The sequence below is a fragment of the Bifidobacterium sp. ESL0827 genome, assembly GCF_052606685.1.
Genome location: NZ_CP199597.1, coordinates 441,016 through 453,376, shown reverse-complemented (window position 1 = coordinate 453,376; position 12,361 = coordinate 441,016). Strand labels below are relative to the sequence as shown.

The window sequence follows — 12,361 nt, the reverse complement described above, 5'->3', positions numbered from 1 at the left end:
ATCGAATTCCTCCGGGATTCCTTATGAAAGACAGTGAGGTTGTGGGCATCAGTTGATCCCAATGTCCACAACCTCGTTCATTGGCGCTTGCGCGATATGCCTGGCTGCCGTAAGCGCCGGGACGGCTAGAAGTCTCTTACTTACCCTTGCCGAAAGCTCGCAGCTGGGTTGCGTTCCAATCCTTGCTGACGGTGGTAGGCATCAGGGCATTCATGCCCGCGGTCTTGGCTGCATTGGAGACGACCCCTGGCGCCGATGCCCCCGGTCTGCCGGGTTTAGGAGTCAGCACCCAGAAAGGCGCACCCTTGTTGACCATGGCCGAGGCATCCATGATGGTATCTGCCAGATCGTCCTCGGCGTCGCCGTCTCGCCACCAGATGATGACCCCATCCACGGCTGCGTCATAGTCCTCGTCCACCAGCTCTTCGCCGGTCAGATCCTCGATCCTGGTCCGGATCCCGTCGTCGACATCGTCGTCCCACATCCATTCCTGGACGATATCGCCGGGATGGAAACCGAACTCTTCCGCTGTATAGGTTGTAGTCTCAGCCACGGCTTCAGCATAACAAGAGTGCCGGAATTCACCAATTGGACCGGCCTTGTCTTATTTGCCCTTGGTGGCCGTGCAGTGGGGCAGCCCCTCCCCCTGGCCATGGCCGATGGCCACCAGGACCTTGTAAGCCTCGTCCAAGGTGGACACCCGCACATCACGCAGCCCCTGTGGCACATGGCCTGCCACCTGTGAGCAGTTGGCCGCCGGGGCCAGGAACCAGGTGGCGCCGTCCCGCTTGGCGCCCAGCATCTTCAGCTGGATGCCGCCGATGGCACCGACCTGTCCCTTTTGGTTAATGGTGCCGGTTCCGGCGATGGTCAAACCGCCGGTTTCCTGCTCAGGGGTGATCTTGTCGATGGCCCCCAGGGTGTACATGAGCCCGGCCGAGGGACCACCGATGTCGGCCACCCTCATGCTGAACCGCAGGCCTGATACGTCATATCCCCGAGCCTTGAGGAAGGCCAGGGCCTGGGCCGATGCGGCCTTCTGGGAGCCGTGCATATCGCCCTGCTCCTGGCGCTTGTATTCCTCGACGCTCTGTCCGGGAGGGACCACGGCCTCCTGGGGAAGCACCGTGGCGTGGGGGTCGGCCCAGCCCACCAACGCATCCAGGTTGGATGCCGGGTAGCCGGGGATTCCACGGGCGTTGACCGTGGTCATCAGCAGGTGGCCCTTGTCATGGTGGACCTGACCACCCTTCACCTTGATGACCGGTGAGCCCTTTGAACTTCCCAGCACATCCTGAGTGGGTCCGGGCGTCTCGATGGTATAAGGCGAAGGAAGGAGCAGCACCAAGAGAGCTAGAATGATCAGAAGACCGCCGACCAGCATTTTGCGGGTGGGTCCGCCAAGCGTCCCGATTCGCCTTTCGGGTGCGCCTGTGGCGCAGTGATCCGATTTCCCGTGCGGAAGTGTCATAGCTCCAATATTATGGTTGATGAAGACGATAATCCTGGCAGGTGCCAACCTTGACGGTGAACGACCTGCCTTGGCGAGGACTGGAAACAAAGCAATGGACGAGAATGCAATCCACCAATGGCTCATCGAGTGCTTCGGCCCGGTGCAGGGCGAGCTGGCCTGGAGTCAGTTCTCTCAGCTGCCTGAGTCCATCCGCTCCCAGATGGCGGCTCAGGGAGCCGATCAGCTGCCCAAACCCGCCGAGGTCCAGGCCCTGATTCAGGCTTTCACGGCCGGAGGGCTGAACACTCCGGCTGACATGCAGGCCCAGGCCGATCAGGGGCCCATCAACATTGCACTGGCCAAGAACATCGCCCTGGGGCGCACTAGGGCCGACCAGTCCGATACCACAGTTACAGCAGAGGACAGCGACCGGGTGGCCCGGGTCATGAGCGAGGCCAACCTCTGGCTGGACACCGTCTGTGCCTTTGACCCCGCCCCGGGCCAAACCGAAGCACTGACCCGTGCCGGATGGATCGAGGGCAGCATAGACGCCTGGGTAAAGTTCGCCTCCCCGGTGGCCCAGGCGGTCAGCGACGCCTTGACCTCCGTCATAAGCCAGCGCTTCCAAGGCTTCGACCAGGGCGAGATTTCTGGAATGTTCGCCGGACCTGTGCCCATTCCACTACCCGACAACCTCAAGGATCCCACCACGCTGATGAAGCTGCTGGGAAACACCTCTTTCGCCATGCAGCTGGGGCAGGCCGCCGGCGAGCTGGCCAAGGAGGTCCGAGGAGGATTCGACCAGGGCATCCCGTTGCTGAAGAACCCCGCCGGAGCCCTTATACCGCAGAACATCAAAGCCTACGCCAAATCCCTTGAATTGGATCTGGACGAAGTCACCCGCTACATGGCCCTCAAGGAGGCCGCCCACGCCCGGCTCTACGCCGCCGTCCCCTGGCTGATGCCACGCTTCGAGGCCCTGATTGGCAAGTATGCCCGTGGAGTCTCCATCGACTTGGACGCTGTGGAGGACCAGCTGCGCGATGCTGAGCAAATCAACCCAGAATCCATCGCTGGCGCCATCAACCTCAGCAATGTCGGCATCGAGGACACCCCTGAGCAGAAAGAGGCCCTGCACAGCCTGGGCGACCTGCTGGCACTAGTCGACGGCTGGGTAGATTGCGTGGTCTGGAACGCCGGCATGGCCCACCTGCCCCATTTGGAGCAGCTGCGGGAGATGACCCGACGCGAGCGCGCCGTGGGTGGGCCGGCCGAACAGACCTTCGAGTCCCTGCTGGGCCTGCATCTTCATCCCAAGCAGCTACGTGAGGCCGCCGACCTCTGGGAGCGCATCACCGCCGACGAAGGGGTCCAGGGCCGTGACAGCCACTGGTCCCATCCTGATTTGCTGCCTTCCCTGCCCGTCAAGGAGGAATCCGACGAGGGTGGAGCATCGACCTCTGCAGAGGGGCAATCCGAGCAGAAGGCCGACACTCCCGCCACTTCAGTGGATTGGGATGCCGAGCTGGACAAATTGCTGAATGCCGAGGAGAAGGAATCCTCTACCAATCTGACCACCCCCGCAGACTCCGGAACTTCAGATTCTCAAGCTGCAGACTCCGACGCTTCTCATGACCAGGAACATTCGGACCACCAGACTCCCGGCAATCAGAAGAGCGCTGGCGCGGATTCCAAGGACACCGACGACGGTCACCCGGATCAGAACGACTCAGACAAGGGCGATTCAGAAAAGAACTAAATCTGAATCGCACTCCCAATCCCCTGCGATTCGAAGATCAAGACGATAGCGCTCAGCGGTGAATGAACCGGCTGGGGGCGCGTCGGACGAAGGCGCTGCCGTCCTTGTGCTCCGCATAGGAAAGGTGGAGGGTGTCCTCGGCCCGGGTCACCCCTACATACATAAGACGGCGCTCCTCCTCCAGGGCATCCCCTTCCGGTGGTGAGCCAAAGGGAATCAGCCCCTCAGCACAGCCCACGATAAAGACATGGGCGAACTCCAACCCTTTGGCGGCGTGAATGGTGGAGACCGTGACCCGCCCCTGGCCCATGCCGCCCTCCAGCTGCTCCAGCACCTCCTGCTTGCTCAGATCGACCGACTGGTTCTGCCAGCCTGACTCCGTGCGCACCCGGTAACCGATTCCACGTTCGTGCAGAGCGCGGCAGATCAGGGTCTGTTGGGCGTTGATCCGCGTCAGGATTGCAAACTGGCCGGGCCGGGCCCCTTTCCGGATCATGGAGAATATACGAGAAACCACTGCTCTAGCCTCATCACCATCGTTCTCATAACGGGTCATCGCGACCCTACTGCCCTCCTGACGGGCTGAGGTCAGCTTCAGATAATCGTCACGCACCGGCGAGCGCGCCAGAATGCCGTTGGCGTAATGGACCACCCTTCCCGTGGACCGATAGTCGGTGGACAAGTCCAGGTCAGCCCTAATGCCCGGGAATTCCTGGGGGAAGTTCAGCAGGTAATAGGAGGTGGCCCCCGCGAATGAGTAGATGGTCTGGGCCGGGTCCCCCACCACGCACAGGTTCTGCCTGCCGTTGAGCCAGAGTTTGAGCAGCCGGTGCTGCAGTGGCGAGACATCCTGGTACTCGTCCACGGTCAGCCAGCCGATTAGATTTCGAATATCTGCAGCAGCCTGGCCATCATCTTCCAAAATGTGGCACACCAGCAGGAGAATATCGTTGAAGTCCATCTGGTTGTGGGCGGCCTTGGAGCTCTCGAAGACCGTGTACAAGTCGGCCATCCGATCAGCCTCCAGACCGGCCGGCGGCAGACGGTGACTGGCCGAGCAGACCCGAACATAGTCCTGGGGGGCGATCAGCCCCACCTTGGCCCAGTTGATCTCAGCAGTCAGGTCCCTGACCTGGCCCGGGTCGGCTTCCTGCCCGCAGACCCGTTGGTAGGCGGAGGACACCAGGGGGCCCACATCTTCAATCAGATCGGGAGGGTAGGTCTCACTGACCTGGGGCCAGACCCGCCTGAGCTGGTGCAGGGCCGCCGAGTGAAAGGTCGCCGCCTGCACGGAGGACGACACGCCAAGCTTGGTCAGTCGATCGCGCATCTCGGCCGCGGCACGGACCGAAAAAGTCACTGCCAAGGTTCTGGAGGGCTCCCAGCTACCGCTGGCGCAGGCATAGGCCATCCGCCGCGTTATTGTTCTGGTCTTGCCAGCTCCGGCCCCTGCGACGATCCGCACAGGTCCGTCAAGCACGGTAGCCGCCTGCCGCTGGGCGGGATCCAGACCCTCCAGCAATCGTTCCTCATCCTCATGCACACCCCCATTGTGTCAAAGGCCGGTACCGGAACCAGAGGCGGCGTGCCCATGTGGTCAAGTGGACAACCGTATCCACAACAGTCCTTGTATTATCCTTGAGAATGTGAGTGAACGTACGAAGCTGACCCTGGCCGCACTGGCGTCGGCCGCCATGCCCGAGGTGCCCATGACCGGCGCGCGGGACTGCGACCAGCTCAGCAGCCTGGACCGTGCACAGGGCGTGGATTGTGCCGTGGTCCAGGACGCGACCGGCAACGTCTACGACGTCTGGGCCACCAGTTCGGAGGCCGGCAAACGCCGACTGGCCGCTCGGGTTAAGGCGGCTCAGGCCCTGGCCGATGCCAAGGAGATGGCGGCCATGGGCTTCCGGGTCGAGCGCATCCTGGCTTACCAGCCCGGCGAGAAGGCCGACAGTCCGACCGGTACCACAGCTGTTGCCGTCATGACTCACTGCCCAGGCCGAATTCGTCCCCTCCACCTGCTGACCCTGAACGAATGCACCGCCGCAGGCACAGCCATCGGCGCTATCCATCGGGTGCGCCCCGATTTTTTGAAAACCCACGGCTATCCGGTCTTCTCCACTGCCCAAATCGCAGCCCAACTGCGCGGATGGATCAAACGGCTGCGCATGGACGGCCACGTGCCCAAGGAAATCACTGATTCCTGGGCTTCCATTGTGGCAACCGACGGACTCTGGTCCTTTGAAACTTGCACCGTGCACGGAGGCTTCTCCGACGGCGATCTGCTCTATTCAGGCTCCGGACTCAGCGGGGTCTACGGCTGGCAGAACATGCAGGTCAACGATCCAGCTCGTGATCTGGCCTGGATCTTCGCCAAGCTGGACGGGTCCCGCCGCAACGCTGTCATTGCAGCCTACGGCAGGATGATGGGGGCCCGGCTGGATGACCTGATCATGCTACGAGCCAATCTTTGGCTACAAATGGAGCAGGTAGGCGAGTTCATCACCGCCCTGGATCATGCGGACAATGAGCGGATCATCCAATTCAAGGCCCAGGTTGAGCGTCTGGCCCAGCAGCTGGGCGATCACGAACAGGATCAACGCGCCCGTCGGCAACAGAAGACGCCTAGTCCGTCACCCGCAGACGCACCTTCCACCATTACTGTGGGGACTCTGCTGGGTGATGATAAAGCTGAAGACTCCTCTGCAACCAAAGCACAGCAGAATCCGGCGCCAGAGCCGGACCCCGCCTCGGCAGATGCATCGGATGAAAGCTCTGTCACCATCGCCATCAGCAGGGTGGAAATGGCGGACCTGGCTTTAGCCCAGACCACTATGGACCATTCCGATGCCAGGAATAAACCCATCAGGCAGGACCAGAGCACAGACCTTGGCTCCGACGATCAATCCAAGCCACCAGCTGTTGCTTCCGTCCCCCAGGAGGAGGAATCAGGCCTGAGCGATCACTTCCGCGGCATCGGCAATCCAGTCACCGACGACGAGGATGCAAATGGCGAAGCGAATCCAAAGGTTGCAATGAGCGACCCATCCAGAGATGACCAGCCCTCAAACGCCGATAAGGCGGGAGAGGCCGCTTCCCAGCCGCATGATGCTTCGTCAGCTCAGGCTCTTGCAAGCGATCAGGCAGAGACCATCGTCCTTCCCAGAAAGCCCACACCCGAACAGACTCCCACGCTCACTACAGAGGGACAGACATCGACATCGCCGCCGGAGACCGGCTCTGCCCAGGAGGGGCATCACGGGGACGCTTAGAGCGTAATCACCCGGGTCAGCGAATAATGAGACCGGAAGATCCGTGGACCGGCAGGTCTGGGCAACGGAGAAAACCTTGGAGGTAGCAATGGATATCGAATTCGGCATCAAGAATGTGGCCCGCACGGTCAACTTCAGTACCAATGCCAAGGCGGATGAGGTGGCTGCACACATCGCCCGGGCCCTGAACGAGGGCGGACCCATCGATCTTGTGGACGACAAGGGTCGGCACATCATCGTCCCCAAGGAATCCTTGGGCTATGCAGTAGTTGGTTCCGACACGACCCACCCCGTGGGCTTCGGCGTCCTGGGAGGCTCCTCCGACTGAGGCTGTGATCGCCTGACGGGGGCGGCAGAATCCTTCTGGTCCGGCCGCCCCCGATCTGTATCCACTAACCCTTCCAGGCCACCGGACAGCTTCCCCGGGCCCTGTCCACGATTTGGGCCACCACCTGGTCACTGGTGCAGTTCTCCCCCATGCGATTTGGCTTGCCTTGACCGTGCCAGTCCGATCCTCCGGTCACCAGCAATCCCCAGCGTTGGGCCAGGGCCAGCAGTCGTCGACGCTGCTCGGGCGGATTATCCCGGTGCCAAACCTCCAGACCGCCCAGCCCATCCCTGGCCAGCTCGGCGATTTGCTGGTCGGAGAGCAGAACGGGATTGCGGCTGATGGCACCGGGATGGGCGATAACCAGGACGCCGCCTGCATGGTTGACTGCTGCCAGCACCTGGTGGGTAGTCGGCGAGGGCGTAGGCAGATAGTATGCGCTTCTGGAGGAGCAGACCCCAGCGAAGGCCTGGCTCCGGTCGGCATATACACCGGCTTTGACCAGGGCATCGGCGATGTGCGGACGGCCCACCGTGGTCTTTGATCCCTCCTTGACCTGGTCCAGCACATCCTGCCACGTGATCGGATAATCCCGTGAAATCCGTTCGACCATAGTCCTGGTTCTGGTCAGCCTGGCTTCCCTGGTCTTGGCGAAGAGCCCGGCTATGACCGGATCCTCAGGATCGTAAAGATAGGCCAGCATGTGAACCGATACGCGGCCATCCTGCGCGGTGATTTCGGTGCCAGGCAGCAGGGGCATCCCCAAGTCCTGGGCCGCCTTACGAGCCTGATCCCAGCCCGCATTGGTGTCATGGTCGGTGATGGCCAGACCTTCCAGACCCAGCTGCTGCGCCTGCTCAACCATCCCCCTGGGCGTCACGGTGCCGTCGGAGAACACGGTGTGGCAGTGCAGATCCCAGCCGGAGGCCTTAGCAGTATCCTCATGCGTCATGCCTCCATCCTAAACTCGTGAACGATTCAGTGTCCCAGAGAACCTTCCCGACCATTAAGGTGATGGACTCCATGAGCGAACCGACCTCTTCAACATCACTGCAACAAGGTGACAGATCCTTCTTCAGCTATCTGATTGCCGCCCTGGCCTCACTTGCAACCCTCTACGCCAGCCTGGTCCTGTCAGCGGAAACCCTGCAATTGGCACGGCACCCCCAGGGCCAGCTCAGCTGTGACATCAACTCTGTGGTCTCCTGCTCTGCCGTGGCCCAGTCCCCCCAGGCCGAACTGATTCGCCTGGGCACCCTGCCGGTCCCCAATGCCTTTCTAGGATTGATGGCCGAATCTGTCTTCCTGACGCTGGCCGTAGTAGGCCTCTGCCGGATCAAAATGCCGGCGCTGCTGGCGGCAGGAACCTGGCTGGCCTCACTTGCCGCCTTGGCCTATGCGCTCTGGCTGTTCACCCAGTCGCTCTTCGTCATCCACGCCCTCTGCCCCTGGTGCCTGGTCATGACTTTCGCCACCAGCTTGCAGTTCATGGCTTTCAGCCACGCCACGGTCATCCAGCAGGGTCTGCCGCGCAAGAGGCCAAGATGGTTGCAGACCTACTATCAGAGGCACTTCGATTTGATGGTCGACCTGATCTGGCTGGTCGCCATGGCAACCATCGTCCTGGCAGTAGAAGGATCCGCCCTTTTCAACTGATCAGCAGCCAGGAATATTTTCCAGGGTCAGACGGGCCACCATTCTGGCCGGTCCCGTAAGCCACACATCCTGCGGATCCACGTCCACCTTCAGACGGCCTCCACCCACCTGAATGGTCCAGTGATCGGCCCCGGTCAAAGCTCGAAGCAGCACGCCACTGGCGCATAAACCGGTCCCGCAGGATAAAGTCTCACCGACACCACGCTCATAGACCCTCATGCTGGCCCGACCGCTGCCATTGTCCGCATCCAGGGCATCCAGACGCAGAAATTCCACATTCTGCCCCTCAGCCAGCCCGGGCCTGACCTGCGGCGGAGCTGACAGGTCCAGATCGCCCAGGTCAGGCAGATCAGCTCTGGCCAGCAGGTCGGTCACGGTCCCAGGCAGTCCCCCGGTCTCCAATTCGGCAGCGGCTGAAGCCAAAACGACTGCATGGGGATTGCCCATATCCACCAAGGTGCCAGGAGCCGAGCCTCTTAGAACCTCGCCGTCGACCAGCTGTTGCCCCACCGGGCCCATCCGCCAGGCCCCGACCTTGACCTTGAAGACATGCTCGCCATCGCACTTCATCGGACTGCGCGAGACAATCCGCTTGACCCCGGCCCGGGTCCCCAGCAGAAAGGAGGATCCCTCCATAGTCGGCGTCAGCCCCTGCTTCTGGGCGAAGAGGGTGACGGCCCGCGTCCCGTTGCCACACATCTGCGCCAATGATCCGTCCGCATTGCGGTAGTCCATGAACCACTGACAGCCGAAACGGTCGCAGGCATCCACCTGCTCCTGGCTCAGGTCACTGACATCGGCTGGATGGGTCAGCCGGATCACCCCGTCGGCGCCGACCCCGAAATGTCGGTCGCACAGCCATCGCACTTGGTCGGCCGTAGGTTCCAGATTCCCCCGGGGATCGGCGTAGACCACGAAATCGTTGCCGGTGGCTTGCATTTTGTAAACAGTCCGGGGAATACTCATGCTTGTAGCGTACGGCCCTTCGGCGACAGGCTAGGCTGGTTCTTCGGCTGCGAAAGGAGCGGATCACATGGCATCAGATGCACCGATCGGGATCTTCGACTCCGGACTCGGCGGTCTGAGCGTCACCGCAGCCATCCAGAAGCTTCTGCCCCAAGAGAATCTGCTCTATTTCGGCGATTCCGCCTACGCCCCCTACGGCACCAAGGAGCCGGTCCAGATCGCCCAGCGCTGCCATGTCATCGGCGACCGGTTCATGGACCTGGGCGTCAAGGCCATGGTCATCGCCTGCAACACTGCTACCAGCGTCTGTGTGGATGAGATGCGCCAACGCTACCCGGTCCCTGTCATCGGCATGGAGCCAGCTCTGAAGCTGGCATGCACGCGAGGCGGAGGCCGACCCCAACGGGTTCTGGTCACGGCCACCCCGCTGACATTGAAGGAGGCCAAGTTCTCACGCCTGATGGCACGGTTTTCTGGCAGGCACACCATCCTCACCCAGCCCTGCCCAGACCTGGTAACCATTGTGGAGTCTGACAGGCTGAATGACCAGGCCCTGGTCGATGCCACCTTGCACCGTTACTTGGATCCCTATGATCTGCAGACTTTGGATGCCCTGGTTCTGGGCTGTACCCACTTCGTCTTCTTCCGCCAGTCCATCGCACGCATCTGCCCACCGGACCTGGCACTGATCGACGGCAACCCTGGAACGGCCCGCCACCTCAAGGATCTGCTGGCCCAAGCCGATGCCCTTAACCTGGGCCCTGGCCCCGGCAGAGTACAGATCGCCAACTCTGATTCCTCACCGGACATGCTGGATCTGTCCAAGCGGTTGCTGGCCTCCTGCCACCCCTGAACGGCTTGTCCAACGTTCACGCATAAGCTGTCATCAAGCTTGGATATCTGTCAGGAATCGAGGTGCCCATGGCACGCAAAAGAACAGCCGTCATTGACGTAGGCGGCGGCTACCGGTCCATCTTCGGCGCCGGCGTCTTCGACCGCTGCATGGAGCAAGGCATCACCTTCGATCACTGCTATGGGGTCTCGGCCGGCAGCGCCAATCTGGCCTCATTCCTGTCGGGCCAGCTCAGACGCTGCTACCGCTTCTACACCGTCTACTCCTCCCGCAAGGAGTATGCGGGCGTAAGCAACTTCCTGACCAAGCACACCTTCGTCGACCTGGACTACGTCTACGGCAAACTTTCGGCGCACGATGGGGAATGCCCGCTGGATTACCAGGCTCTGAAGGCCAACCCGGCCCTGTTCACCGTAGTGGCCTGCAGGGCCACTGACGGATCCACCGTCTACTTTGACAAGTCCGACCTGGCACAAGACAACTATGACATCCTCAAGGCCTCGTCCACTGTGCCGGTGGCCAACGAGCCCTACATCATCGATGGAGTGCCCTATCTGGACGGCGGCATCGCCGACCCAGTCCCGGTCCGCAAGGCCATGGACGAGGGCTATGAACGCATCGTCCTGGTTCTGACCCGCCAGAGGGATATTCTGCGCGAGCAGAAGAAGGATGTCCTGCCGGCACGGATCCTGGCCAAATCTTATCCAGCGGCCGGCGAGCGCCTGATGGAGCGCTACCGCACCTACAACGACGAGGTTGCTCTGGCCAAGCAGGCCGAAAAGGAAGGCCAGGTGCTCATCCTAGCCCCGGACAGCCTGTGCGGGCTGACCACGCTGAGCAAGTCGCTCAAGGGACTCAACGCCATGTACGACAAGGGCTATCGGGCCGCCGAGGCCATAGTCGACTTCCTGGAAAGCTGAACCCCGTCCCCGCACGACTCTCCATGCGGGGTTTCCTTTTCCCGTTTTGGTCGAACTCTTTTACAAACCTTACAGTATCGGCGCCCCGGTCTCGCTCTCTGTGCCTGCGCTCCTGCGACCGTGGCGGGGATCCGCACTCCCCTGGCTGCTCTGGGCAGTCATCAGCGCTGCGGTCATCTGGTTGAAGAGCTCGTTGTAGCCGCCGGGGGTCGCCGCAGGCAGAACCAGAGTCTTGGCATTGTCGGATTCGGCCAGCGAACGCATCACATCCAGATATTGGTTGAAGAGCACCACGTTGTTGACGGCATCGATATCCATACCTACGGCCCGAAGACTGTTGATCTGATCCACAATGCCGTTGGCGATCTCCCGCCGGTAGTTGGCCTGGCCCTCGCCCTGCATCCTGGTCTTTTCGGCATCTGCCCTGGCCTGGGTCTCAATCTCGATCCGACGGGCCTCGGCACGCTCCCTGGTGGCCTCCTTCTCACGCTGGGCCGCATTGATGGAGTCCATGGCCTGCTTGACCTGGGTGGAAGGATCGATGGCGGTGACCAAGGTCTTGATGACCGAAAATCCGAAACGCTGCATCTCCTGGCCCACGGTCTGTTGCACGTCGGAGGCGATGTCGTCCTTGCGGGCGAAGGCGTCATCCAGGCTCAGGGCGGGAATGGCCGACCTGAGGGCGTCCTCCATATAGGAGCGCAGCTGGCCCGCCGGATCGACCAGCTCATAGTATGCCGTAGCCACGTTGGCCGCCTCCACACGGAACTGTGCGGAAACCTCCACGGTGACGAAGACATTGTCTTTGGTCTTGGTCTCCAGCTTGACGTTCAGCTGGTTGACCCGCAGGTTGGTCTTGGCGGCTATCCGGTCCACCAAGGGGATCTTGGCATGGATGCCCGCCAGCACCACACGGTGGTACTTGCCGAAGCGCTCAATGACATCTGCCTGCTGCTGGGGAACCACGAAAATCCCTAGGAGGAAGATGATCAGCGCCAGAACCAGCACGGCGATCACAATGGCGATGCCTAGATGCATGAGTGTTCTCCTTCGAGCTTAAAACCCTTGGATACCGGACCTGAAAACCGCACCATTCCAGCCTTTCCTCTCATCACCATACATGATGGACTCGTCTGAATAATCGGCTCGGG

12 protein-coding genes are annotated in these 12,361 nt (G+C 61.5%); 6 read left to right on the top strand and 6 right to left on the bottom strand.

Translation table 11 applies throughout. The features are described 5' to 3' along the window. Nucleotides 1-136: 136 nt before the first annotated feature. Together ACUIAI_RS01645 and ACUIAI_RS01640 are read right to left on the bottom strand one after the other, a co-directional pair. On the bottom strand, nt 137-553 hold the full coding sequence (locus tag ACUIAI_RS01645) for a DUF3052 domain-containing protein (RefSeq protein ID WP_024627263.1): 417 nt from the start codon (nt 551-553) through the stop codon (nt 137-139). Nucleotides 554-604: 51 nt separating this feature from the next. Further along, the gene (locus ACUIAI_RS01640) at nt 605-1,471 is read right to left on the bottom strand and encodes a S16 family serine protease (protein WP_445342426.1); all 867 of its coding nucleotides are present in this window, start codon (nt 1,469-1,471) and stop codon (nt 605-607) included. 94 nt (nt 1,472-1,565) lie between these two features. On the opposite strand from ACUIAI_RS01640, the gene ACUIAI_RS01635 reads away from it, so the two are divergent. Continuing rightward, entirely contained in the window at nt 1,566-3,212 is a 1,647-nt protein-coding gene (locus ACUIAI_RS01635; RefSeq protein ID WP_445342788.1) for a zinc-dependent metalloprotease, read from the top strand. A gap of 52 nt (nt 3,213-3,264) precedes the next feature. Here ACUIAI_RS01635 and ACUIAI_RS01630 read toward each other — a convergent pair whose 3' ends face one another. After that, nucleotides 3,265-4,755, bottom strand: a complete 1,491-nt coding sequence (locus ACUIAI_RS01630; RefSeq protein WP_445342425.1) for an ATP-dependent helicase — start codon at nt 4,753-4,755, stop codon at nt 3,265-3,267. Nucleotides 4,756-4,858: 103 nt separating this feature from the next. Between ACUIAI_RS01630 and ACUIAI_RS01625 the strand changes: the two genes are divergently transcribed. Beyond that, nucleotides 4,859-6,487, top strand: coding sequence for a phosphotransferase (locus tag ACUIAI_RS01625; RefSeq protein ID WP_445342424.1), 1,629 nt, complete (start codon nt 4,859-4,861; stop codon nt 6,485-6,487). Between the two features lie 88 nt (nt 6,488-6,575). Beyond that, nucleotides 6,576-6,815, top strand: a complete 240-nt coding sequence (locus ACUIAI_RS01620) for a DUF3107 domain-containing protein (RefSeq protein WP_046322632.1) — start codon at nt 6,576-6,578, stop codon at nt 6,813-6,815. A 64-nt stretch (nt 6,816-6,879) separates the two neighbouring features. On the opposite strand, the gene ACUIAI_RS01615 is transcribed toward ACUIAI_RS01620, so the two are convergent. Further along, nucleotides 6,880-7,767, bottom strand: coding sequence for a PHP domain-containing protein (locus ACUIAI_RS01615; RefSeq protein WP_445342423.1), 888 nt, complete (start codon nt 7,765-7,767; stop codon nt 6,880-6,882). A gap of 71 nt (nt 7,768-7,838) precedes the next feature. Here ACUIAI_RS01615 and ACUIAI_RS01610 point away from each other — a divergent pair, with 71 nt between their 5' ends. Then, nucleotides 7,839-8,471 carry a vitamin K epoxide reductase family protein gene (locus ACUIAI_RS01610; protein ID WP_445342787.1) on the top strand — a complete coding sequence of 211 codons (633 nt, stop codon included), beginning with the start codon at nt 7,839-7,841 and terminating at the stop codon, nt 8,469-8,471. Here ACUIAI_RS01610 and dapF read toward each other — a convergent pair whose 3' ends face one another. Next, nucleotides 8,472-9,437: a diaminopimelate epimerase gene (gene dapF, locus ACUIAI_RS01605; RefSeq protein ID WP_445342422.1), complete on the bottom strand. Its 966-nt coding sequence runs from the start codon at nt 9,435-9,437 to the stop codon at nt 8,472-8,474. Nucleotides 9,438-9,504: 67 nt separating this feature from the next. On the opposite strand from dapF, the gene murI reads away from it, so the two are divergent. Next, nucleotides 9,505-10,290 (top strand): glutamate racemase, encoded by a 786-nt coding sequence (gene murI / locus ACUIAI_RS01600; RefSeq protein ID WP_445342421.1) that lies wholly within the window; start codon nt 9,505-9,507, stop codon nt 10,288-10,290. A 68-nt stretch (nt 10,291-10,358) separates the two neighbouring features. Then, complete coding sequence (locus tag ACUIAI_RS01595; RefSeq protein ID WP_445342420.1) at nt 10,359-11,210, top strand: patatin-like phospholipase family protein; 852 nt, start codon at nt 10,359-10,361, stop codon at nt 11,208-11,210. Between the two features lie 69 nt (nt 11,211-11,279). On the opposite strand, the gene ACUIAI_RS01590 is transcribed toward ACUIAI_RS01595, so the two are convergent. Further along, entirely contained in the window at nt 11,280-12,248 is a 969-nt protein-coding gene (locus ACUIAI_RS01590; RefSeq protein WP_046322627.1) for an SPFH domain-containing protein, read from the bottom strand. Nucleotides 12,249-12,361: the final 113 nt, after the last annotated feature.

Coding starts and splice junctions, on each gene's coding strand:
- ACUIAI_RS01640 (WP_445342426.1), bottom strand. CDS start 1,471: ATGACACTTCCGCACGGGAAATCGGATCACTGCGCCACAGGCGCACCC.
- ACUIAI_RS01635 (WP_445342788.1), top strand. CDS start 1,566: ATGGACGAGAATGCAATCCACCAATGGCTCATCGAGTGCTTCGGCCCG.
- ACUIAI_RS01620 (WP_046322632.1), top strand. CDS start 6,576: ATGGATATCGAATTCGGCATCAAGAATGTGGCCCGCACGGTCAACTTC.
- ACUIAI_RS01615 (WP_445342423.1), bottom strand. CDS start 7,767: ATGACGCATGAGGATACTGCTAAGGCCTCCGGCTGGGATCTGCACTGC.
- ACUIAI_RS01610 (WP_445342787.1), top strand. CDS start 7,839: ATGAGCGAACCGACCTCTTCAACATCACTGCAACAAGGTGACAGATCC.
- dapF (WP_445342422.1), bottom strand. CDS start 9,437: ATGAGTATTCCCCGGACTGTTTACAAAATGCAAGCCACCGGCAACGAT.
- murI (WP_445342421.1), top strand. CDS start 9,505: ATGGCATCAGATGCACCGATCGGGATCTTCGACTCCGGACTCGGCGGT.
- ACUIAI_RS01595 (WP_445342420.1), top strand. CDS start 10,359: ATGGCACGCAAAAGAACAGCCGTCATTGACGTAGGCGGCGGCTACCGG.
- ACUIAI_RS01590 (WP_046322627.1), bottom strand. CDS start 12,248: ATGCATCTAGGCATCGCCATTGTGATCGCCGTGCTGGTTCTGGCGCTG.